Genomic DNA, 22,299 nt, shown 5'->3' with positions numbered 1-22,299 from the left:
GGCACCGAAGCGGCCAAGACCCCTGACTTCTGATCTGGAGGTATCCCATGAGCGACAGCAGCGAACTCACCACCTTTACCGGCTGGGCCGCCACCGCAGCCGGAGCGCCACTGGAACGCTACAGCTACGATCCCGGTCCGTTGGGCAACGATGAGGTGGAAGTCGCCGTGGAATATTGCGGCGTCTGCCACTCCGACCAGTCATTGATCGACAACGATTGGGGCATCAGCCACTACCCGTTCATTCCCGGCCATGAGGTGGTCGGCCGCATCGTGCGGCTGGGCGACCAGGTGCGCGGCCTGGAAATGGGGCAACGGGTGGGCATCGGTTGGTACAAGGGCAGTTGCATGCATTGCACGTCGTGCATCGAAGGCTCGCATAACCTGTGTCGCACCGTGCAACCGACCATCATCGGCAGCAACGGTGGCTTTGCCGACCGCATTCGTTCGCACTGGGCCTGGGCCCTGCCGATCCCGGCCGGGCTCGATCCGGCGATGGCCGGGCCACTGTTCTGTGCCGGTTCGACCGTGTTCAACCCGCTAGTGGAATTCGGCATCAAGCCCACCGACCGGGTCGGCGTGGTGGGCATCGGCGGCCTCGGCCACCTGGCGCTGCGCTTCCTCAACGCCTGGGGCTGCGAAGTCACGGCGTTCACCTCATCGCTGGGCAAGCAGGACGAAGCCAAGCGCCTGGGTGCGCACAAGGTGGTCGCCTCGACCGACACCGATGCGCTCAATGCCATTGCCGGAACCCTGGATTTTCTCCTGGTCACCGCCAACGCCAACCTCGACTGGACGGCCATGCTCGCCACCCTGCGCGGCAAGGGTCGCCTGCACTTTGTCGGTGTCGTGCCCGATGCCATACCGGTGCACGTGTTCAACCTGATTCCCCAGCAAAAAGTCTTGTCCGCCTCACCGGTCGGCTCACCGGCCAACACAGCGACCATGCTGGAGTTCTGCGCCCGCCATCAGATCCTGCCGCAGGTCGAGATGTTTCCCATGAGCCGGATCAATGAAGCCATCGATCATTTGCGCAGCGGCAAGGCACGCTACCGCGTGGTGCTGGATGCCAGTCAGTGACAGGCGACAAACGAAGAGAAAGGGCCGCTTATTCAAGCGGCCCTTTTTTTGCCCTCAGGGATTAGCCACCTGCGCAGGCAACGCTGGCATATGCGGGTCATTCCAGGTGAACCGATAGGCTTTGCCAGCCTCTTGCGGCAGGCATTTGCCGTTATCGGCATCCACGCCCACGATCGACCAGTTCGCCCGGGAGTTTTCCCCCAGTTCACGGGCCGCTTCGGGCTTGAAGCACTGGTTCAGTACGTCATCCGGCACCAAAGCGTAGGCCTTGGGGTGTTCGCGCAGATACTGCGCAGCCTTCTCGATGGAGGAGTAATCCATGCCGAAATGCACGATCGGTTGACGGGCAAACAACCAGTGCCCTTCCTCCCAGTTGACCAGCACCAGATCTGCGCCTTGGGTCATGGTCGCAGCCTGCGCCATGAGCACCTGATCAATATTGGTGCCTTCCTTGAGCGGTTCGATGAAACCACGGGCGAACCACAACGCGAACCAGGTTGCCACCAGTACCGGGAACACCCGACGCAAACGCGGGTGCCGTTTGAACCAGCGCTTGAGCAGCCACGGGATCAACGGCGCGGCGACCAGCACCAGCCCAGGCAGCGCCGGGTAGATGTACAACTTGCGCTTGCCAGTGCTGATGCAGAAAAACAGCACAACCAGCACCACCCAACCGAGCAATACCAACACCCGGCCATCGCGTTTTTGCAACTGACGACGCCAGGCCGGCACCAGCCATGGCAGCACCAGCACCAACGGCAGCCAGTACTGCGGAATCACGTTGGTGAAGAAATACCAGAACGGTTCGCGGTGATGCCACGCAGCGGCATAGCGGCCTGCGGTCTGGTGCAGGAGGATCTCCCGCGCATAGGCAATTTCGTCGGCGCTGCCATTGACGATGATGGACAAGGCCAGGGGCAACAGCCAGATCGCGATGGCGCCAAGCATCAGCGCAAACCCGAGCAACCACTTGCGCGCATCGCCGGGCATGGCCACCACGCCGGGCCAGCCTTTGCGCACCCCATAGGCGTAAGGAATCAGCAACAACGCCGGCAGGAAACCCACGCCTTTGGTGATCACGCCAATGCCCATGGCCGCGCAGCCCACGTAAAACCAGCGCCACGCAGGTCCCAGCAGCAGGTGTCGCGCCAGACCGTACAGGCCCAGGGAGGTGAACAGAATCAAAAGGCTGTCGATCTGCCCGGTGCGCAGGATGCTGTAGGTCTGGTACGTCGCCAGGTACAACAGCGCGGCGTTGCGCCCGGTACGCTGGGTCCAAAGGCGACGGCCCAGGTCATAGACCATCGCCGTGACCGTCACCGCCGAAAACAGCCCCGGGATATAAAGCGCGATGTTGGGTTTGCCGGTCAGCCAGGTGAAGAACGCCACCGTCCACATGAAAATCGGCGGCTTGTCGCCATAGATTTCCGCGGCCCGGTGCGGGATCAGCCACGAGCCGTTTTGCAGCATCTCCAGTGCGACGCCGAGGAAACGCTCTTCGTCCACATTCTGTGCCTGGCGCAGCCCCATTCCCGCGCCGATCAGCAACAGGGCAAGCAGCATCAGGCCCAGGCATTCGACCCTGGGCGACAACGATCTACGCATGGTTTATTCCTTCACGCTTCTGCTTTTGGCAATCAATTGCAGGTTGCGGAAATAGACGATGGAGCCAAACGCCTGACCAGCGATGAACACCGGGTCCTGGCGGTAGATGGCGTAGGCGAGCAACAAGGTACTGCCGACGATGCTCAGGTACCAGAAGTTGGTCGGGATCACGCTGCGTTTCTTGTACTCGCTGTACAACCACTGCAGGACAAACCGTCCGGTAAAGGCCACCTGCCCCGCAAAGCCGACGATCAGCCACAGGGTTTCACGAGACAACATCATCCTTCGATCTCCTGGGCAATGGTGTTCAGCCGCGTGCGCTTGATCAGCCACCAGACACCGAACAAATCGAGAATGCCGACCAGCGCGCGGTCGATGTTGCCGTATTTCGACACCCCGGCCGTGCGCGGCCGGTGGTTGACCGGATGGACGATCATGCGGCCGTTATGGCGCTGGATCAGCGCTGGAATATAGCGATGCATGTGATCGAAGTACGGCAGGCGCAAGAACGCCGCGCGCTCGATCAGCTTCAGGCCGCAACCGGTGTCCGGGGTGGCGTCCTTGAGCAAGCGACGGCGCAGGTTGTTGGCGAAACGCGAGGCGTAACGTTTGCTCGCCGTGTCGCGGCGATTGACCCGATGCCCGGCGACCAGTTGCACGTCAACTTTGCCCGGTTCGCCGCGCACCAGCGCCAGCATGCCGGGGATGTCCGCCGGGTCGTTCTGCCCGTCGCCATCGAGGGTCGCCAGCCACTGCCCGCGGGCCTCACGGGCGGCGTGGTACAGCGAGGTGCTCTGCCCCAGCGAACGTTCGTGATGCAGGATGCGCAGGGTGTTCAGGCCGTTCTGGCGGATCTGCCGCAATTCCTGCAGGGTCGCATCGGTGCTGCCATCGTCGACGACGATGATTTCGTACGATTCATCGGCCAATGCGACGCGGATTTCCTCAAGCAGCGGCTTGAGGTTGTTCGCTTCGTTCTTGGCGGGAATCAGTACGGATACAAAAATGTCTTGGCTCATGGGGTCTCTCTCGCCCTTTTGATTTTTTCGAGATCAGAGGCGAACGCTTCAAATCTGATAGAACTGCCGATACCACTTCACAAACTCGCCGACGCCGGTTTCGAGCGTCATCTGCGGGCTGAAGCCCACCCACTCGGCCAGTGCCGAGATATCGGCCCAGGTCTTGACCACATCACCGGCCTGCATCGGCATATAGTTGCGCCGGGCCTGCAGGCCCAGGGCGGATTCCAGGCAGTCGACGAAATCCAGCAACGCCACCGGCATGCCACGCCCGATGTTGAAGAGCCTGTTTACCCCGGCGGCGGAGCCTTCCGGCACCGGTGGCTTGGGGCGTAGTCGGGCGATACCTTCGACAATGTCGTCGACGTAGGTAAAGTCGCGCGACATCTGCCCCTCGTTGTAAATGTCGATGGGCAGGTCTTTGAGGATGGCTTCGGTAAACTTGAACAGCGCCATGTCCGGGCGGCCCCACGGACCGTAGACGGTAAAAAAGCGCAGGCCACTGGCTTTCAAGCCATACAAATGGCAATAACTTTCGGCCAGCAGTTCATTGGCGCGCTTGGTGGCGGCGTACAACGAAACGGGATGTTCGACAGGATCCTCGACACTGAACGGCATTTTGCTGTTGGTGCCGTACACCGAACTGCTCGAGGCGTAGATCAGATGCTCGGGGCGATGGTGCCGACAGGCTTCCAGCACATTGAGGAAACCCACCAGGTTCGATTGCGCATAGATATCCGGGTTGTCCAGCGAGTAGCGTACCCCGGCTTGAGCAGCCAGATGCACCACTTCGGTAAAACGGTGTTCTTGAAACAGGCTCATCAGGGCCGGTTTATCGACGATGTCCATTTTCCGGAAACGAAAACCCGGCAAAGTCTCCAGCACCTTGAGGCGTGCGTGCTTGAGTTCCACGTCGTAGTAGTCGTTGAGGTTGTCGATTCCGACAACTTCCTGACCCTCGCGGCACAAGCGCTGGACCGTATGAAAACCGATGAAACCGGCCGCACCGGTGACCAGAACGGTCATTGGACGCATCCCTGCGACTGCGCCGCGATCGGCGCGAGATTACTGATCCAGACCCTCGTCAGCTTCATATGTAGCTCCTGCTTATGGCGTCATTCGCGCACGGTTTCGTTATGAAGCTTATAAAACAGAAACATTTCAGTTTCGATAACGCCGTGCGCAACCTCAGCAAAAAAAACAATATCTGGCCGAAACAGCCGCTATTATTTGGCCGAATCGTCATGTGGCTTGTAAAACCGGAACAAACCGATATCCACGGTCTTGATGTATTGCGTGGCCCAATCCGGTTTGACGGTACGATCATGGAAATACAGGGCACCCTGGGTGCGATCCGGCAGTTCCTTGTTCAGGGCCTTGCGCGCGATTTCCTTGGCCATCGCGTAAGGCACCTCTTCCTGCACCGAATCGGATTTGCCGTCACACCACCAGGAAAACTGGCAGCTCTTGGTCTCTGAACCCTGTTTGACCACTTTGCACACCGTGTCCGGAAAGCCCTCATGCCCCAGACGATTCATGACCACGTTGGCCACTGCCTCCATGTCGGCGATGTCCTTGCCCCTGGCTTCCCAGTAAATGGACCGGGCCAGGCACGTGATCGCGTCGTCCAGCGGCGCGACACCCGCCGGGTCGACGGCCTGGACTTCGGACGGGGTAATGGCTTCAGCCTTGGGCACCGGTGCGGGGTTGTTGTTCTCGGCGGCTTTGTGTTCCAGCACCTCGGCCTTGTTCTCGGCCGCTTGCTGTTTTTGCGCTTGATCCGCAGCGGACACCGGGCCGGCAAGCAACGTGAAGGCGAGGCAAGTGGCGATCCAGTCGAGGCGCATGGTCGGTGTCACTCGGTGAGCGATTCGATTCAGTCTAGTAGTGAAATGATTTCGCCCACCCCACTACACTCTGGATAAATCCGTTGTCCTGGATGGACCAACTTCGCGCATCATGGGCGCAATCTGCTCAAGGGGATATTCATGGGTTTCATCTCATCCGCAATGCGTTTGACCGGTTTGTCTCTGGGCCTGGTATTCGCCGCCCACGCCGTGGCGGCGGACGAAGCGCAATTGGTCGAATCGATCAACGTCTACCGCAGCCAACTGCAGCGCTGTGCGGGCCAGGTTTCATCGGAGCTTCCGCCGTTGTCGGCCGACCCACGCCTGGTGCTGACCGCCTCGAGCATCGGTAATCTGCAGCAGGCCATGGCCACTGCGGGTTATCCCATGAAGAATGTGCAGGCCATCAGCCTGTCCGGGCCTCGCGATGCGGCCTCGGCGATGAAGGCGATTCAGGAGAGTTTTTGCCAGATCGTCCTCGACCCGCAATTCGTCGATGTCGGCGTCAGCCGCCAGGACAATCAGTGGCGCATCGTCGTGGCGCGGCCACTGCTCAGTTCACGCTTGGGCGACTCGCAGACCGAGGGCCAGAAGCTGCTCATCGAACTCAACGCCGCACGGGCCAAGCAGCGTCAATGCGGCACCCAGTCTTTCAATGCGACCGCGCCGCTGGCCTGGAACGCCACGCTGGCCACCGCCGCCGAAGGCAACTCGCGCTCCATGGCCAACAACAACTACTTCGATCACAAGGACCGCGATGGCCGCACCCCGGGTGACCGCGCAGAACTGGCCGGCTACGACTTCCAGCAGATCGGCGAAAACATCGCCGCCGGGCAGGACAGCGTCCGCAAGGTGGTCGAAGGCTGGCTAGTCAGCCCTGGCCACTGCGCCAACCTGATGAACCCGCAGTTCCGCGAACTTGGCGCGGCGTATGCGACCGATCCGAAGAGCGATGCGGGGATTTACTGGACGGCGATGTTTGGGGCTCAGTGAGTGCCATAGCCCCCGAAGCGATTGCATTGGGGGCTATTTGTGGTCGACGAACACGTCGAAGAGCGGAGTAACTTTACAAAAAGAAAGATCCTTCTGAAGGAAATTTCTGAAATATGAAAAACCACACATGAAGTCTTGAAATTTCAAAGCTCAATAAATATACCTACCCCTTACGACACCATTTCGAATAACAATTTCGACTTCAAAGAAAGGGCCCTATGAAAAACGCAATATCACCTACAAGAAATGAAAACTTTTCTGACTGGTATCAACAAGTGATTACCCAGTCGGAAATGGCTGAGAACTCTCCAGTTCGAGGCTGCATGGTTATCCGTCCTTGGGGGTATGGCATATGGGAGCAGATTCAACGAGAACTTGATAAGAAAATCAAAGACACAGGACACTCAAACGCATATTTTCCACTTTTGATACCGTTATCCTTTCTTCAAAAAGAAGCCGAGCATGTTGAAGGCTTTGCCAAAGAGTGCGCAGTTGTAACCCATCACCGTCTCGAAAAATCAACGGATGGAGCGCTTACTCCCGCAGGAACACTAGAAGAACCGTTGATCATCAGGCCCACCAGTGAAACGGTCATCGGTGCATCCTTTTCACGATGGGTACAAAGCCATCGGGATCTGCCTCTACTTATCAATCAATGGGCGAACGTACTGCGCTGGGAAATGCGTCCCCGGATTTTCCTGCGCTCATCGGAGTTCCTATGGCAGGAAGGTCACACCGTTCACGCAACTCATGATGAGGCCTTGGTCGAAACGCTAAAGATGTTGGATATCTATGAGCGCTTTACTACCGAGCACCTGGCCATACCAGTAATCAAGGGCGAAAAGTGCTCTTGGGAACGTTTTCCGGGCGCCGTCAGCACCTACACCATTGAAGCGATGATGCAAGACGGCAAGGCCCTGCAAGCAGGTACTTCTCATTTTTTAGGCCAGAACTTCGCACAGAGTTCAGACATCCGCTTCGTGAACAAAGAAGGGATAAAAGAACTGGCATGGACCACGTCTTGGGGAGTATCCACGCGACTGATCGGCGCGATGATAATGGCCCATGGTGACGATGATGGACTAGTACTCCCGCCCCTCGTGGCACCGACGCAGGTCGTCATTATCCCGATCGTGCGCAACGAACAGAATGCAGATGCCATTCATGACTACTGCAAAAAACTGCAAAAGCAGATTTGTCGGAAAAAACTGAAGGGGCAAAACCTTCGGGCCAGTGTTGATTGGCGGGACATGAACAGTGGCGAAAAAAAGTGGTACCACATCAAGCGTGGCGTCCCTGTCCGGGTCGAGATTGGCATAAAGGAACTGGAGCAAAATGGGGTGTCCTATTCCTGTCGAAACAACTGCAAAAACCTTCTGAAACTTGACACTGAAGATTTCGTTAATAACATCTCGAAAACACTGGCCACCCTTCAAAAAGACATGTTAGTGGTGGCACAGAAGAAATTGTCCGATAACACCAAAACGGTCACTACCCTGGACGAATTCAAAAAACACTTCAAACAGAACGCAAAACTTAACGCCTTTGTTCTCGCCCCCTTCAGCGAGGACAAGAAAGTTGAAAAAGCTATCGGAGAGCTTGGAGTAACCGTTCGCTGTATTCCGCTAAAACAACCTGGAATCTCCGCGACCTGTTTATTCACCGGCCGAAAAACGAACATGTGGGCACTTTATGCAAAGTCATATTGATCCCTGATCACCTACAGCCCCGCTATTGCGGGGCTGTATTGTTTCCAGAGAAGCCAACTTTCCGCCTGCGTTGTAGAAAATCACACCGCCTACAATCAGCAATACCAATAGATACAACAAAAAATACAAGGGACTTAAGTCAACGAGGATATAACCGCAGACCACCGGCGTGGATGCCGCTCCAAGATAGGTAAGGTTTTGAGAACTGTAGTACGCCCCTGCCATTCGGGCAGGAGCAATACGCGTGATGTAAAGAAACTCAAGAGGCTGAATGATGATCTCCCCCACCGTAAACAAGGCAGTGAAGACAGCCCAGGTAAATACCGTGCTGGAGAATGCAAATCCCAACAGCCCGCCGGCGAAGGCCAAAACACACCCGCACGTCCAAAGCCTGAAGCGTTCAGCCGTTACTTTGCGACCGATCAGGTACTGCAACAGAATTGATGTCAGCGCGTTGGTGACGAATACCACATTGATGATTTCGTACATTTGCTCAGTGGAGTACGTCGTGAGCAAGTATTGGCCTACATACAGGTGAAACTGCCCGAATACGCCGGCCAACAGGACACTGGCCACTGTGAACTTCAGCAACTTGTGATCCTTGGCCATGTTCACCAGAGAGCCAAGTACTCCTTCACTGTTGTCACGTGTGTGTTCGCGCTCCTGCGTATCTGCGAAAGGACGGAACGCAGCCAAGGCAAATGCAATCGCGGCTGCGCTGCAAAATAACATTGGCGAAACACCATGTTTGTTCAACCAGAGGCCGGCCAATGGGCCTATTGCATAAGCTGTATTGGTAAGGGTGTATTTAATCGAGAGCACGGATGCGGTTTCTGCTGAGGAAAACCAACGAGCGATACACATGCGTATGGCCGTTTCGAGTAACAGGTACGCCAGGTTGAGTACCAGGCATAGGATGAACACGAGCACCAGCGAATCGGACCACAACAGGCCGGCGTACACAGCAGACTGCAGGACCGACGAACTGAGCATCAATGTTCTGATACTCATTCTGTCGAGCAACGCGCCAGACACCAGACTACCGACAGAACTCAGGAGGATGAATCCTCCTACAAAAAGACCGATCCGATCCACTGATAGCACAAACCGCTCACTCAGGAAAATCAGGAAATAGGAAAGAAATGCAGCCCGCGCTAACGTAGGGAAAAATGATAGTGGCACCACCCAAGCGGCTCCGCGCAACAGCTGACTCTCGTTCAACCGTTCAAAGACGTCCATAGACCACTCGCGTTTTATAGATCATGGAAACAACATCATTTTGCCGGTATTGCTGATGCAGAGCGTTCAAGGCGCGACTGGCCGAATCATGTTCTGGTGTTCCGACCAGCATGGCATAAGAACAGGACATGGTTCTTTCTAGCAGTCCCGATGCGCTCAACTGCTGGCTATTGACGAACGTGCGCTCCTCATACGGCCCCTCAAAAAACTGGCGGAGACGATCTTCCAGACACTGATCAATTTGTAGCGTTTCCTCATAACGTTCGAACTGGTTCAGCAGCAGTTGCTCGTAATCACGGTGAAATCCGTCGCAATCGGGACTACGAATATTCCAGACAAGAAATACCGGGTTTTCTGTGGCCAGTACACGTCTGAACTCAGCCTGGGTCTTACCCGGATCAAACCAGTGGAAAGACTGACCACATACCACGGCCGACACGGAGCCGGAGGCAAATCCCGTTTGCTCGGCGGTGGCATTTCGAAAACTTGCATTGGGCGCCTCGGTGCCCGCTCGGGCCTTCGCGAGCATCTGCACATCAGGTTCCACGCCAACAACTGGCATGCCGGTCAGCGCCAGTTGCCGGGTAAGTATTCCGGTACCCGCACCGACGTCCAACACCGGTAAGCCCGAGGACAAATCGAGCTGATTGTGGATGAACTCGATTGCCGGCAGCGGATAGGACGGTCTAGCGCTGTCATAAATAGCGGATTTGTTCTGGTAGCTCTCAGCCAGTGAACAGACCATATCAAGAATCCTTCGAAGGTGACTGGAGCTTGCTGAAGTCGTCCAGCAAGCGAAAGAACAGGGCAATGAAATCCCTGGCGTGAGCAAAGGCCGGTCGCGGCTCCTCCATCCGGTGCAGGTCATCGACAATGAACGAAAAGACCATCCGCACCGAGCCATCACGAACCAAATAGCCGACGTTGTTGTAATTGCGATAGCCAACGCCCTGCTTGTCGCCTATGTGACCCACTTCATCCATCCAGCTCCTCACTGCAGTGGTGTCCTGTTGGGCAAGCATTGCGTCAAGGCCGAACCGGCAAAGTCGCTGGCCAATGAAGGCACCGCCCTGCGGTAGTCGACCTTCTGCGCCATCGACCAAAAATGACAGCGCTGTTGCCAGATCCCACGCCGTCGTGGTGTTGACGGCGTCCAAGGAGTGATCCGCAGTCAACGCTTGACTTGGCACCGACGACAGATGCCGGGTTTGGCGCAGTCCAAGATCCGTTGAAAGTGCATTCAGACGTTGCAGTCCAATCCGCTCAACCAGATAAAACGTTGCGACATTGTCACTCAGCCCCATCATCAACTTGAGTAGTTCGCCGATGGTGAATGTTCGAGGACTGTCCAACAACCAGAGGCCACCACAGGTCTGGTTCCCTGCCCTGGAGTTATCCACCACTAGGGTTTCCTCTAGGGCAAGCTCTGCGCGCTCAACCAACAGCAGCGTAGTCACAAGGATGTACAGCTTGCGGGTGCTCGAAGCAGGACCTGCCATGTGTTCATTGAACACATGGCGGGTACCCTGCCTCACATCACGAACACACCAACGGTAGGCACAAGAAGGCTCTTGTTTGGCGAGCTCGATCATTCGTTGACCGATGGTGTGCAAGGGCCAGCCGCCACCGCCCAACCAATCCTGTATCTGCAGTTCATTCCTCACGCGGCACAACCTCCTGCAACTGTTCCCTGACGAGCATGGCAACCGGGTTCGTCTGGGAACGGACAAAAAAATGGTCCCCTTCGAAAAGGGATACCTGACACCCTCGGGAGGTATGACGCCGCCAACCGGGATAGTCTTCAAACAGACAAGTGACTTTGTCCTGATTGCCCAGTAACAGATGGATGGGTGATGCAACGGACATGGCGGCACTTTTGGAGAGGTCGATCGCCAACTCAAAATCAGCTCGGATAATTGGCAGTGCTGTCTGCATCAAGAACGGGTTGTCAAGCAGCTCCGGCGGTGTACCGCCCATTCCGGCCAGTACCCGCAATAATGCCGAATCGCTCAGATCCCGCTCGTGAACAGCCACGGCACGAGTAAAGCGCTCCGGCGACAGACAACCACTGATAAACAGCCGCGAGGCTTGCAACCCAAAGTCACACTGCAGCACCGACTGCAACTCAAACGCGATGCGCGCTCCAAGGCTATGCCCGAACAATGCGAATGGCGGTACACACCGACGCAGGTAATGTTCGAGCAGGTAGTCAATGACATCGTTTCGGGTCACCAACGTCTCTAGGTCCCGAGCAGTGCCCCGCCCCGGCATGTCGACTGGGATGACCTTGATATGGGGCAATACACTGCGCCAACGTGCGTAGAATCCGGCACTGCCACCGGCATAAGAAAAGCAAAGCAGTGTCGCTGGATCACGATTCATTTAATGCCCTCGCCAGGTCCAGCAGCTCATTGACGTTACGCACCATGAGATCGCCCCAACCTTTCACCTCGGTGTTGGTAAAACGCTGGGTGTGGAACCAGAAATTGAAGCGCAAGTCATCACCGTTGATTTCAACCACCAGATGCAGTCCGGGCACCCTTCGCATGTCTTCGACGTTGGCCCCCGACAGAACCCCCTCGCCGACAGGACCAAGTATTTCTACCCCTTCGATCCATACCTTGCCCGGACTTGCAGTGGTGTGACGGTAGTTGAGGAAATTAATACCGAGATCGGAAAAGTAGGTGTCATGGGCCATCCCCGAAAATGCCGATACTTCATCGATCAACATCGTCGGGTGCATCAACGGATAGGCGTGCATGGCCTCCAGTGTGCGCGCAACCATTGCGATTCCGGTCAACCATTCGTGATGCACAATAATCGGTACCGGTAACGGAGACGTGAACGGGCCGATCACATCGTTGAACTCACTCAATCCGCGGCCGCTGTTGATGGCACTGATAATCAGCTGACCACAGTCAATCACCTCGGCCATGGTCGAGGCGTAGGCATACAAAATGGCGTTGAACACACTAAATCCGTTCTGCGCGGCCATTTCGCTCAATGTGCAGTGCGCACCGGCAACGTCAACACTGTGTCGCGACGACGAACACACCGTGGTGGAGTGGAACCCTGGATGTCCAGGAAGCACCGTAGGTCTTTCGAATGCGTTGTACAGCCCTTTGAAAAAACCTTTATCTCTAAGCCAGTCGCCACTGAGGTACTGCTGTTGACGGCGTGCGTAGTCGATATAGTCGATGGCATGTTCAATCCTGGTCAGCGGCTGTTCCCTGGCCATTCGATCAAGGCACTCACCAAAACGGTCGAACATTAAGGTCAGTGACTTGCCATCGAATTCCAGGTGCTGGACACCCAGTAGGGCAATGAACCAAGGGCCTGCGATGTCGATAAAGTGAATGGCCCACGTCACATTATCCTCGGGCTTTGGCAACCCCTGCGTCATTGAACGTACAAGAGTCGTGATCTGACGTGTCTGCTGCGCTTCGGATTGCCCACCGAGTTTGGTGAACAAAGTCCCGAAGCCTTCGACCACCTGTGCCGCCGTCTTGACCACGGGCTGCCCCTGTGGAAAAAACGTGCGTAACAATCGATGCTCGTCGATTACCTGCAGCAGCGCCTTGCGACAATGCTCGGCATCGAAGGAGCAGTAAATCCGATACGGAATGATGCGCAGACCGTAATCCTGCCCGATAAGCGAAATCCATCGAGCCTGTTGCAAGGAAACAACCATGTCCTGCACGTTGTTTTCCACGGTGTCTTTGTTCGGTTGATTCGCTGCACGCCAGGCCGGCTGACTGACATGAACAAGCATTTCAGCGTGCAACTCGCTCAGTGCCTCGATGGCGTGGAAACGTTTGAGGCTCCACTGCAACCCCAACTGTGAGCCCAAGGCGTTCTTCAGCTGTACTAACGCCAGAGAGTCGAACCCCAACGACTGGAAACCGCACGACTTGATGGCGTCATAATTTCCCTGGCTTGCCGCCTCCAGCCCGACGAGCGCATCGGTGGTCGATACCAGCCAGCTCTCTAGCAGTTGGCCGATTTCCCGCTCATCTGTACATCCGAGCAGACGCGTCGACACACTGTCCGGGTGCTTGCTTTCGCGAGGACGGGGCTCGGCTGTCAAACGTTCGAGAAACCTTTGACTGACTCGGGATCTGTCCGCCAGTATCTGAGCGTCGATGTTCATGTAGGCAACGTGGCGGGACGGACCGCCCAAGAGCCTGCGGAGGAATAGGTATCCCTGCTCGCTGTTGTGGCTGTTCAAGCCGCCGGCCTTGAGTACCTGCAAGCGCTGACGTGCATCACGCAACTTTCCAGCATCACCCCACACGCCCCAATTGACCGTCAGCACTTGGCCCGCCTCAGGAAACAGGAAGGCGTGGGCCGCATCGAGGAAAGCACTGGCGGCCCCGTAAGCCAACTGTCCGCCGTTGCCCAGAATCGAAGTGGCGGAAGAAAAATTAAAAACACATTCGATCACCGTGCCCTGCTCACGAAGCAAGTGATACAGGCTCAGGACACTACTGCATTTGGCGTCGAAAGATTGCTGCAGGTCCGCAATCCCTATCTCGCTCCATAATTTATCGTTGAGATCGACAGCCAGATTGAAGATTGTTGCCCGATGCACGACGGTCTGCCGCAAATGCTTCGCACAATCGTCCCGCCCTTGATCGGTCGACAAGTCGAAACCCAGATAGCGGACGGTCGGATGAAGCGTCATCAGCCTGCGTAATGCGTCACTCGGCTGAGGTGCGCGGCCGATGACGGAAATGGAGCCGCACTGATCGGCACAAAGGCGTTCGATCAGTTGTTGGCCGATGCCGCCCCCACCCCCGAGAAGGAGATAGTGCGAGTCGCGATCCACTTCACCCTCCAGCAAGTCGTCAACCAACACCCGCTCCAGGCGCGGAACTTTGACCAGTCCTTGTTCTATTGTGACGACGAGCTCTTCAGTGAACGGCAACAGTACGATCGGCCCTGCCTCTTCGGCACAATGAAACTGCGGGCTTCTGAGAAAGTTGAGGACGGTCACCTGTCGGTCAGGTTCCTCAAGCAACAAAGAACGCAGCATGCCCACGACACTATTGGCCACCGGCCCAGGTGCCTCGTCACCATCGCTGCAAACCTGTACGGCAAACAACAAGCAGATCTGCGGGTAAGTGCTCGTCATGCTACGCATCAGGTCCAAGGTCTGAGCACAGGCACTGACTGCTGTAGAGACATGTGCGTCCGATAGGTGCCGAAGGTCGAGATAAACCCGGTCAACACCGTCGCCATACTCTCGCCACAATTCGTCGAACGATGGCTTAGCAGTTTCCGTTCCGGCGCCTGCACCGCGATCAAGAGCAATACAGTGAAACTGTTTGAAAGCATCTGCCAAATAACGGATCTCATCCTGTGCAGGTGTTTCGTCAGCAGTAAAAAACAGCACCTTCATGTTCGCTGCCACTTGCACGTCCATTGACGCTGTCGTCAGCGGTTGCCAGACCGTCTGATATACCGGTTCGGTCAGGACAGACTCCAGTGGCGAAGCTTCGACCCAACAACGAACTCGCTGAAAAGGATAAGTCGGCAATCCCGAAAGTATCGGAGCCCGTACCGGCAGTTCCGGGAAACGGACATCTATGCCAACCCGTAACAACTCGCCCAAGACGGTCAAATATTGCCGGTGATCTTTTCTACCCCCCTTGACCAACGGCAACACGCTCAGTTGATCGCCCCAGTCACCCAGAACCAAGCCCGAGAGTGTTGCTTTCGGCCCAATCTCGACAAGGTGAGTGCAGCCGTATTCGCAAGCCGACGCCACACTCGCACTGAAGCTCACTGTTTCACGCAATTGCCGACGCCAGTATTGCGAGGTGGCCACTTCACTTCCTGCCAGTTCACCCCTCAACGTGGAAATGAAGGGGCCGACCGGGGAGCGCATTTCGACAGTATCCAGGTAGGCTTCGAAGCTCTCCAGCAATGGGTCGAGCAAGCTGGAATGCCCGGGGCGTGAAATCTTCAGTCGCGTCGCGTTGACGCCAGCGTCTTGCGCGTTGGACAGGAGTTGTTCAATTGCCTCCCGTGTTCCGGAAACCACCGTATTGCTCCTACCGTTCAATGCGGCAATAGACAAGTCACCGAATTCTGTGTCCATCAGTCTCGATGCACACGCGTGATCGCCTTCCAGCACGGCCATCGCTCCGATATCACCGAGCGAATCCAGCAGTCGACCACGCTGCACAAGTATTCTGAATCCTTGCTCCGGGCTGAACACACCTGCGATGCAGGCGGCGGCATATTCCCCAAGACTATGTCCGAACAGAGCGACGGGGGTTATCCCATGACTTAGAAGCAGTCGCGCCATTGCCACTTGCAACGCAAACGTTAGTGGCTGCGACAGTGCAATATCCTGCTCGATCTGTACGTCGGACAATAGGTCGACAGCGCGCGCGCCAAAGGCTTCCTGACAAACCGGATCAAACGCATCCAGCTCAGTCTTGAACAACGCTTCCTGAGCATACAGCCCGAGTCCCATCTCCCTATGCTCTGCGCCCTGACCGCTGAACATCACCCCCACCGCTGGGGTACGTCCGTTCGATGAGCGATTGTCGAAGGACAGCGCAGTCAGGGCTTCAATAGCTTCCGTACGCCGGCTGGCAATGATGTAAGCGCGGTACCCGAACAGCGATCTGGAAAATCTCAAGTTGGAGACAAATGCTGGGAAACAGCTATCCGTCTGAGTTTCTAGAAACTTCCGATAGGCAATGCAGAGGTCACGCAGTCCGTTGGGGTCTTTGGCCGAAACGGGGATCAGGGAGGCCTGGTCATGACCGATGGAAAAGTGAGTCATCAATACTTTCGGTGCGGTCTCGAGTATCAAGTGCGAATTGTTGCCACCCAGCCCGAAACTGCTGACGCCAACGATGACATGAGGCTGGTTGATTACAACCGATTCACGGTTGATCTCAAAAGGTGTTTCTTCGATGTTCAAGTACGGGTTGTAATGCTGGAAGTTAAGGGTCGGAGGTATCACTTTGTGCTTGGCGATCAGGACAGCTTTGATCAATCCAGCCATGCCCGCGGCCCACCCCAGATGCCCGATGTTGCCTTTGACGCTCCCTAGATAGCAGGTGTCTGCGCAATCACGACCGGCAAAGGCATTGGCCAGCGCCTTTATCTCGATCGGGTCACCGATGGGGGTGGCAGTGCCATGAGCTTCGACATAGCTGATATCTGCTGGAGCGACACCTGCCAGCTCAAGTGCTTCACAGATAACTCGAGCCTGACCGGCAACCGATGGCGCCGACATACCTGCCCGGTGCGCACCGTCATTGTTGGTTGCCACCGAACGAATCACAGCATGAATCTGATCGCCGTCAGCAAGCGCATCACTTAGCCTCCTCAACCCGACCACTGCCGCTCCGGAACCGAAAACCGTTCCACTCGCCAGAGCATCAAACGGACGACAATGACCATCGGCGCTAAATGGCATCCCTGGTTCAAAATAGTAGGGAATCGATTGCGGAACAGAGATGGCAGCCGCGCCCACCAATGCGGCCCCACATTCGCCCAGTAACAGGGCATGAATCGCCGCATGAATGCCGAACATCGACGTCGCACATGCAGCTTGAACATTGACCGCTGGGCCACAGCAATTGAGTTTGTAGGCGATCCGACTGGCTAGAAACTCTTTGTCAGTCGCCATGAACTGCGCCAGTGACTCAGAGGACTGATACAAACCACAAGCAGTTTCGTGTGCTTGCAGACCATAGACATTGTTGATGAAGTAGGAACTGGGCCCGGCACCGCAGAACACTCCGATGGAGCCGCCTCGCTCATTCAGCGATGCGTCCTCCAACACCTCCCATGCACATTCGAGCAACACTCTTTGTTGGGGGTCAAGTAGCTGGGCTTCCTTGAAGCTGAATCCAAAAAAATCGTAATCAAAATCTTCAATGCCCGACAGTTCAGCGCGGGCACGCACCCGCCCGTCCACGTCCGATTTCACCTGAATGCTTTCGAGGCTGGCCAATAGGTTTTGCCAGTATTGATCCACAGAATCCGCCCCCGGAAACCGACAAGACATCCCGACGATGGCAATGCTGTTCTCATCCAGTACGGCGCAGTTGTCCTCATGGGTGCGCATGTCAGCTTCTCCTTTTTTCATGAACACTGTGAATGGCAGCCGATCTCAGTTTCCGCTGGGTTACAGAGACAACCGGGACTTTCGGCTCAGGCACTTGCATCGAGCTCTGAACGATCCCGCACAGCAATCTGGGTGTCGGGTACTCGAACAGATCGGTCTGCCGAAAGCTGTGGCCCAATACATGGCGCAACTCGGCTAACAAGGACATCAGTGTGAAAGAGTTCGCTCCCGCCGCCATGAAGTTGTCATCAACGCCGAGTCGATCGATCCCGAAACATTCCGCTGCCAATTCACAAACCAGTGTTTGAAGCGGCCCCTTCGGCGCTACATAACTAGACGACAACTGCGATCTCAGCCCGCTGATAGGTGGCAGCTTCGCAGTGTCGGCTTTGCCGTTAAGGGTCAACGGAATGGCTGCAATTTTTTTATAGAAGGACGGCAGCATATATTCCGGTAATGTTGCAGCAAGATGCGCATGCAAACTCAAACTTAGATCTTGATCGGACTCATGTGCTGCAAAATAGAGGACCAGCGAGGTGATCAAATTCGTTTGCAACGCTACGACAAGGCAATCATCTACCAATCCGGAATTCGTAACTGCCGCCTCGATTTCTTTCAACTCGACTCGATACCCACGAACCTTGTACTGCCGGTCACGCCGTCCCTTGTATTCGTATTGAGCCTGCTCGTTGAGAACACACATATCGCCTGTGTTGTACATCCGCTCTAGAGTGAGGGGATGGATGATGAATTTCTCCTCTGTTTGCTCCGGCATACGGTAATAACCTAACGCCAATGAGCGACCCGAAATGTGCAGTTGACCGCAGTCCCCTTGTGCCACCGGTTGTAACTGCTCATCAAACAGCCAGGCGTCACTACCTGGCGTGACCTGACCGATCGGCGGCAGATCCGGCCATCCATCCGGTTCATCTTCGAGTTGGCAGGTCATCACCACATGTGTTTCTGATGGTCCGTAATGATTGATCAATCGACAATGAGGATGAGCCTTGAACCACTGCCTGACGGCCGGCGTGACCTTCAGCTGCTCTCCTGCCACAATCACCTGTTTCAAATCGACCAGTGTCCTCCCTTCTTGAAGAGCGAATTTCACCAGTGGGATCAGCATCGAGGTTGGCAGGAATAAACGTGTCACCTTTCCCGCAGATAAATGTTCGATCAAGGCACGCAAATCTTTCTTATGCGCATCCGTGGCAATCAGTAAGCGGTCCCCACAGCACAACGTTGCGTAGATCTCTTGAAATGAAACATCAAACCCCTGTGCCGCGTACAACAATGTGGTGCCTTGCGACCCTGATGTTTTAGCCATCCAGTCGATCAAGGTGCTAAGTGATCGATAAGGCACTAGAACCGGTTTTGGCACACCGGTGGTGCCAGACGTGAACACGACATACGCCGGTGTATCATCCCCTACAGTGACCACGAGTTCAGTTTCCTCAGTCGCACTCCCTATTGAGCCTTCGATATGTAAAAGGTGCGTGCATTCCTGCAACATGCCAGTCAATTCAATCCCATGCTGATGGCTGACTAAGCAAAAAGACAAATCAAGAGACGTAATCATCTGCTTCAATCGGCTAACTGGGTAATTACCGTCCAGCGGGACAACCGTTCGACCCAATAAATGTATTGCAAGTACCGTAACGATGTACTCGACACTCTTACTCACTACAACACCAATCATCCTTGCCGAACTTTCCCCAGCAAGTATCCCAGCCAATCGACGCGCTCGACAATACAACTCCTTATATGAAACCTCCGACATTTCACAAGCGACAGCCGGAATCTGAGGAGTTTCATGGACTTGATTAACATACCTATTAATAAACAACATAAACTAGCACTCCCAACGACTACCAATCCGCACTACGAAGTTTCCCACGGGCTCACGATTCTCAAACATAATCTGATGAGCCTCAGGTAAATCCTCAAGAAGAAAAGTTCGGGTCAGGCATGGCTGCACATGGCCTTCATCAATCAGTCTATTAAATTCACGACATTGGTTTAGATTGGCAAAATGTGAACCTTGCAATCTTTTTTGGCGCATCCACAGATATCGGACATCGAACGTTCCCTTATAACCAGTGGTGCCTGCACAAATGACTACCATCCCACCAGGAGCACAGACGAAAGATGAAGTCGGAAAGGTATCTTCACCTGGATGTTCAATCACAATTCGAGGGCATTTTCTCTCCCCAACCAGACGCCAGATCTCCTGCTGGAACCGCTTGGCCTCACCTAACCAACGGGCGTACTTAGTTGGATCTTCAATATCTTCAAGCCCCCCCCAATGCCCATAATTCTGTCGATTGATCGTGCCTTTTGCGCCAATTTCGCGACAATACGCGGCTTTTTCTTCGCTACTGACCACGGCTATAGGTATCGCCCCCGCAGCGTTAACCAATTGGATTGCCATAGATCCCATTCCACCACTGCCGCCCCATATCAGTACTACGTCCCCCTGTTTCACCGTATGAGGTGCAAAGCCGTGCAGCATTCGGTACGCCGTTGCCCCGCAAAGCATGTAGGACGCCGCTTGCTCCCAACTCAATCGCGCGGGCTTAGGCAGAATTGCCTGGCGCTTGACCCGGGTGTACTCAGCGAAGGCTCCAAAATTGATTTCATAACCCCAGATCTTTGCCGACTTGTCCATGATTTCGTCGGACAACGCATCGCAATCCCACCAACCGCAGTGCAGTACCACTTCATCGCCAATAGCGATATCGTCAACATCCTTCCCCACGGCAACAACTATTCCAGAAGCATCAGATCCTGCTATATGAAACTCACATTTTTCGCCGCGACTTCTTTGGAGTTCAATGACATCTATTGGAAATCCGCGTGCAGCCCAAACGCCATTATGATTTATACCAGCGGCCATGACCTTGACTAAGCATTCATCGGATTGAATGTCTGGTACAGGGACGGTTTCAAGAGCAAATGCGGTTGAAGGTGGGCCGTACCTTTCAGACCTAATAGTTTGTGCCAACATTTTCTCAGGAACACCGATTTTTTTGAACCAAGCATCACGCCTACTTCATCCATATCTTGAACTCCTTGAGCTTGAAACCCTGAAATTTAATTAAAACTCTCTTTCTTCCCCCGCGACCTCACAGAACCAACATCAAGAAGCTGTAAAAATAAAAACTAGCCACCAGACAAACCAACCTCGACCAACCAGCAACTAAAACTTAATACAACCTGGAAGCCCGCGTAAAGAGAAAACCATAATTTCAGACACTACCTACAACTAGCGAACTACCAATCCCATTTTAACAACAGAAGCATCCCAAAATAATGCCATCTTCCTCCTACAAGCTTTTAAACATATAAAACACACCATATTGATACCTTGTAAAATGCACGGGAACGATCTGAATTTTTCCATTAAAAATCAACTTCTTATTAAAGCCCGGCATTTCAAGGGGCATTTTCCAAAGGTAATGCCCTCAACTTACAGTTTCGCAACCCAATAAAAAAACCCGGAGCCCTGTCATGGGCTCCGGGTTTCATTTTTCGCAGTGAACCTCAGTGGCTACTCATCCCCGCCGCATGCATCAACATCCGCAATGCCCCCGCCACCACACCCAAGGCAACCACGCTGCCCAGCCAGATCACCACCAGCCATCCCAGGCGCTTGTACCAGCGCGCGGGTGCCGTTTGATTCGTATCAATGGTAGCCATCGCCAATCCTCACTTTGCCGCGGAATACGTAGTAGCTCCAGACCGTGTACATCAGGATGATCGGCAGGATGAACAGCGCGCCGATCAGGATGAACAACTGGCTGGTCGGCGGTGACGCCGCCGCCCACAGGCTGATCGACGGCGGCACGATGTTCGGCCAGATGCTGAACGCCAGGCCGATGTAACCGAGGAACACCAGCATCAGGGTGAAGGCGAACGGCCAATGGGTGTGGCGTTGGCGCAGGGTCTTGAGCAAGCCGAACATCGCCAGCAGGGCCAGCACCGCCAGGCCACCGAACACCGCCAGGTGCGCATGGGCAAACCAGCGGGTGGCGATTTCCGGATGCAGGATTGGCGTCCACACACAGATCACCCCGATCACCGCCAACAGCAGCCAGGCCAGGGGCCGGGTGAACAGGCGCATCCGCGATTCGAGCATGCCTTCGGTCTTGACCAGCAACCAGGTGCTGCCGAGCAGCGCATAAGCGACGATCAGGCCGACTCCGCAGAACAGCGGAAACGGTGCCAGCCAGTCCAGCGAACCACCGGCGAACTGGCGGTCGATCACCGGGATGCCGGCAATGTAAGTGCCAATCACCACACCCTGGGAGAAGGTCGCCAGCAGCGAACCGCCGATGAATGCCATGTCCCAGACATGACGCTTTTCGGGGCTGGCCTTGAAACGGAACTCGAACGCCACACCGCGGAAGATCAAGCCGCACAACATCAGGATCAGCGGCAGGTACAACGCTTCCAGAATCACCGAATAGGCCAGCGGGAACGCGCCATACAGCGCCGCACCGCCCAGCACCAGCCAGGTCTCGTTGCCGTCCCAGACCGGTGCCACGGTGTTCATCATCACATCGCGCTCCTTCGCATCCGGGATCAGCGGAAACAGAATGCCCAGCCCCAGGTCGAAGCCGTCCATGATCACGTACATCATCACGCCGAAGGCGATGATCACGCCCCAGATCAGCGATAAATCGATACCTTGAATACCCATGACTCAACTCC

General features: G+C 55.4%; 17 protein-coding genes. 3 read left to right on the top strand and 14 right to left on the bottom strand.

The window, feature by feature from the left end:
- The first annotated feature begins 47 nt into the window (after positions 1–47).
- A complete protein-coding gene (ahr, locus tag AC3ITY_RS12455) occupies positions 48–1,079 on the top strand; it encodes an NADPH-dependent aldehyde reductase Ahr (RefSeq protein ID WP_489309471.1) in 1,032 nt (343 codons plus the stop codon).
- Positions 1,080–1,133: 54 nt separating this feature from the next.
- Here ahr and AC3ITY_RS12450 read toward each other — a convergent pair whose 3' ends face one another.
- The 5 genes from AC3ITY_RS12450 to AC3ITY_RS12430 form a co-directional block, all read right to left on the bottom strand.
- On the bottom strand, positions 1,134–2,684 hold the full coding sequence (locus AC3ITY_RS12450) for an ArnT family glycosyltransferase (protein WP_489309469.1): 1,551 nt from the start codon (positions 2,682–2,684) through the stop codon (positions 1,134–1,136).
- A 3-nt stretch (positions 2,685–2,687) separates the two neighbouring features.
- Entirely contained in the window at positions 2,688–2,966 is a 279-nt protein-coding gene (locus AC3ITY_RS12445; protein WP_223456783.1) for a lipid-A-disaccharide synthase N-terminal domain-containing protein, read from the bottom strand.
- The gene (locus AC3ITY_RS12440; RefSeq protein ID WP_489305124.1) at positions 2,963–3,703 is read right to left on the bottom strand and encodes a glycosyltransferase family 2 protein; all 741 of its coding nucleotides are present in this window, start codon (positions 3,701–3,703) and stop codon (positions 2,963–2,965) included. Before AC3ITY_RS12440 ends, AC3ITY_RS12445 begins: the two co-directional genes overlap by 4 nt.
- Before the next feature lie 48 nt (positions 3,704–3,751).
- Positions 3,752–4,729 (bottom strand): NAD-dependent epimerase, encoded by a 978-nt coding sequence (locus AC3ITY_RS12435; protein WP_489309467.1) that lies wholly within the window; start codon positions 4,727–4,729, stop codon positions 3,752–3,754.
- Positions 4,730–4,929: 200 nt separating this feature from the next.
- The gene (locus AC3ITY_RS12430) at positions 4,930–5,550 is read right to left on the bottom strand and encodes a cell wall hydrolase (protein ID WP_489309465.1); all 621 of its coding nucleotides are present in this window, start codon (positions 5,548–5,550) and stop codon (positions 4,930–4,932) included.
- Positions 5,551–5,691: 141 nt separating this feature from the next.
- Between AC3ITY_RS12430 and AC3ITY_RS12425 the strand changes: the two genes are divergently transcribed.
- Both AC3ITY_RS12425 and proS read left to right on the top strand, forming a co-directional pair.
- Positions 5,692–6,543 (top strand): CAP domain-containing protein, encoded by an 852-nt coding sequence (locus AC3ITY_RS12425; protein ID WP_489309463.1) that lies wholly within the window; start codon positions 5,692–5,694, stop codon positions 6,541–6,543.
- 218 nt (positions 6,544–6,761) lie between these two features.
- Positions 6,762–8,252 carry a proline--tRNA ligase gene (gene proS / locus AC3ITY_RS12420; protein ID WP_489309461.1) on the top strand — a complete coding sequence of 497 codons (1,491 nt, stop codon included), beginning with the start codon at positions 6,762–6,764 and terminating at the stop codon, positions 8,250–8,252.
- Here the strand turns inward: proS and AC3ITY_RS12415 are convergent.
- From AC3ITY_RS12415 to cydB, 9 genes are all read right to left on the bottom strand, one after another.
- The gene (locus tag AC3ITY_RS12415) at positions 8,244–9,491 is read right to left on the bottom strand and encodes an MFS transporter (RefSeq protein ID WP_489309459.1); all 1,248 of its coding nucleotides are present in this window, start codon (positions 9,489–9,491) and stop codon (positions 8,244–8,246) included. The two genes, proS and AC3ITY_RS12415, sit on opposite strands and share 9 nt — an antisense overlap.
- On the bottom strand, positions 9,478–10,236 hold the full coding sequence (locus AC3ITY_RS12410) for a class I SAM-dependent methyltransferase (RefSeq protein WP_489309457.1): 759 nt from the start codon (positions 10,234–10,236) through the stop codon (positions 9,478–9,480). Before AC3ITY_RS12410 ends, AC3ITY_RS12415 begins: the two co-directional genes overlap by 14 nt.
- Position 10,237: 1 nt before the next feature.
- The gene (locus tag AC3ITY_RS12405) at positions 10,238–11,155 is read right to left on the bottom strand and encodes a serine hydrolase (protein WP_489309455.1); all 918 of its coding nucleotides are present in this window, start codon (positions 11,153–11,155) and stop codon (positions 10,238–10,240) included.
- Complete coding sequence (locus AC3ITY_RS12400; RefSeq protein ID WP_489309453.1) at positions 11,145–11,873, bottom strand: thioesterase II family protein; 729 nt, start codon at positions 11,871–11,873, stop codon at positions 11,145–11,147. The genes AC3ITY_RS12405 and AC3ITY_RS12400 overlap by 11 nt, the downstream gene beginning before the upstream one ends.
- Positions 11,863–17,586: a beta-ketoacyl synthase N-terminal-like domain-containing protein gene (locus AC3ITY_RS12395; RefSeq protein WP_489309451.1), complete on the bottom strand. Its 5,724-nt coding sequence runs from the start codon at positions 17,584–17,586 to the stop codon at positions 11,863–11,865. The genes AC3ITY_RS12400 and AC3ITY_RS12395 overlap by 11 nt, the downstream gene beginning before the upstream one ends.
- A 1-nt stretch (position 17,587) precedes the next feature.
- Positions 17,588–19,435, bottom strand: a complete 1,848-nt coding sequence (locus AC3ITY_RS12390) for a non-ribosomal peptide synthetase (protein WP_489309449.1) — start codon at positions 19,433–19,435, stop codon at positions 17,588–17,590.
- A gap of 3 nt (positions 19,436–19,438) precedes the next feature.
- Complete coding sequence (gene ccrA / locus AC3ITY_RS12385) at positions 19,439–20,593, bottom strand: crotonyl-CoA carboxylase/reductase (RefSeq protein WP_489309447.1); 1,155 nt, start codon at positions 20,591–20,593, stop codon at positions 19,439–19,441.
- A gap of 536 nt (positions 20,594–21,129) precedes the next feature.
- Positions 21,130–21,285 carry a DUF2474 domain-containing protein gene (locus AC3ITY_RS12380; RefSeq protein WP_082563029.1) on the bottom strand — a complete coding sequence of 52 codons (156 nt, stop codon included), beginning with the start codon at positions 21,283–21,285 and terminating at the stop codon, positions 21,130–21,132.
- Positions 21,272–22,288 (bottom strand): cytochrome d ubiquinol oxidase subunit II, encoded by a 1,017-nt coding sequence (gene cydB / locus AC3ITY_RS12375; protein ID WP_489309446.1) that lies wholly within the window; start codon positions 22,286–22,288, stop codon positions 21,272–21,274. The genes AC3ITY_RS12380 and cydB overlap by 14 nt, the downstream gene beginning before the upstream one ends.
- Positions 22,289–22,299 lie beyond the last annotated feature (11 nt).

It is taken from the genome of Pseudomonas sp. GL_091, assembly GCF_057837725.1.
The sequence above is the reverse complement of the archived record's forward strand: the minus strand, read 5'-3'. Positions and strand labels throughout refer to the sequence as shown.

Bases quoted from the DNA above. Each gene is read 5' to 3' on its own strand.
- AC3ITY_RS12440 (WP_489305124.1), bottom strand. From the start codon at position 3,703: ATGAGCCAAGACATTTTTGTATCCGTACTGATTCCCGCCAAGAACGAA.
- ccrA (WP_489309447.1), bottom strand. From the start codon at position 20,593: ATGTTGGCACAAACTATTAGGTCTGAAAGGTACGGCCCACCTTCAACC.
- AC3ITY_RS12430 (WP_489309465.1), bottom strand. From the start codon at position 5,550: ATGCGCCTCGACTGGATCGCCACTTGCCTCGCCTTCACGTTGCTTGCC.
- ahr (WP_489309471.1), top strand. From the start codon at position 48: ATGAGCGACAGCAGCGAACTCACCACCTTTACCGGCTGGGCCGCCACC.
- proS (WP_489309461.1), top strand. From the start codon at position 6,762: ATGAAAAACGCAATATCACCTACAAGAAATGAAAACTTTTCTGACTGG.
- AC3ITY_RS12390 (WP_489309449.1), bottom strand. From the start codon at position 19,435: ATGTTGTTTATTAATAGGTATGTTAATCAAGTCCATGAAACTCCTCAG.
- AC3ITY_RS12450 (WP_489309469.1), bottom strand. From the start codon at position 2,684: ATGCGTAGATCGTTGTCGCCCAGGGTCGAATGCCTGGGCCTGATGCTG.
- AC3ITY_RS12435 (WP_489309467.1), bottom strand. From the start codon at position 4,729: ATGACCGTTCTGGTCACCGGTGCGGCCGGTTTCATCGGTTTTCATACG.
- AC3ITY_RS12425 (WP_489309463.1), top strand. From the start codon at position 5,692: ATGGGTTTCATCTCATCCGCAATGCGTTTGACCGGTTTGTCTCTGGGC.
- AC3ITY_RS12415 (WP_489309459.1), bottom strand. From the start codon at position 9,491: ATGGACGTCTTTGAACGGTTGAACGAGAGTCAGCTGTTGCGCGGAGCC.
- AC3ITY_RS12400 (WP_489309453.1), bottom strand. From the start codon at position 11,873: ATGAATCGTGATCCAGCGACACTGCTTTGCTTTTCTTATGCCGGTGGC.
- cydB (WP_489309446.1), bottom strand. From the start codon at position 22,288: ATGGGTATTCAAGGTATCGATTTATCGCTGATCTGGGGCGTGATCATC.
- AC3ITY_RS12410 (WP_489309457.1), bottom strand. From the start codon at position 10,236: ATGGTCTGTTCACTGGCTGAGAGCTACCAGAACAAATCCGCTATTTAT.
- AC3ITY_RS12445 (WP_223456783.1), bottom strand. From the start codon at position 2,966: ATGATGTTGTCTCGTGAAACCCTGTGGCTGATCGTCGGCTTTGCGGGG.
- AC3ITY_RS12380 (WP_082563029.1), bottom strand. From the start codon at position 21,285: ATGGCTACCATTGATACGAATCAAACGGCACCCGCGCGCTGGTACAAG.
- AC3ITY_RS12395 (WP_489309451.1), bottom strand. From the start codon at position 17,586: ATGCGCACCCATGAGGACAACTGCGCCGTACTGGATGAGAACAGCATT.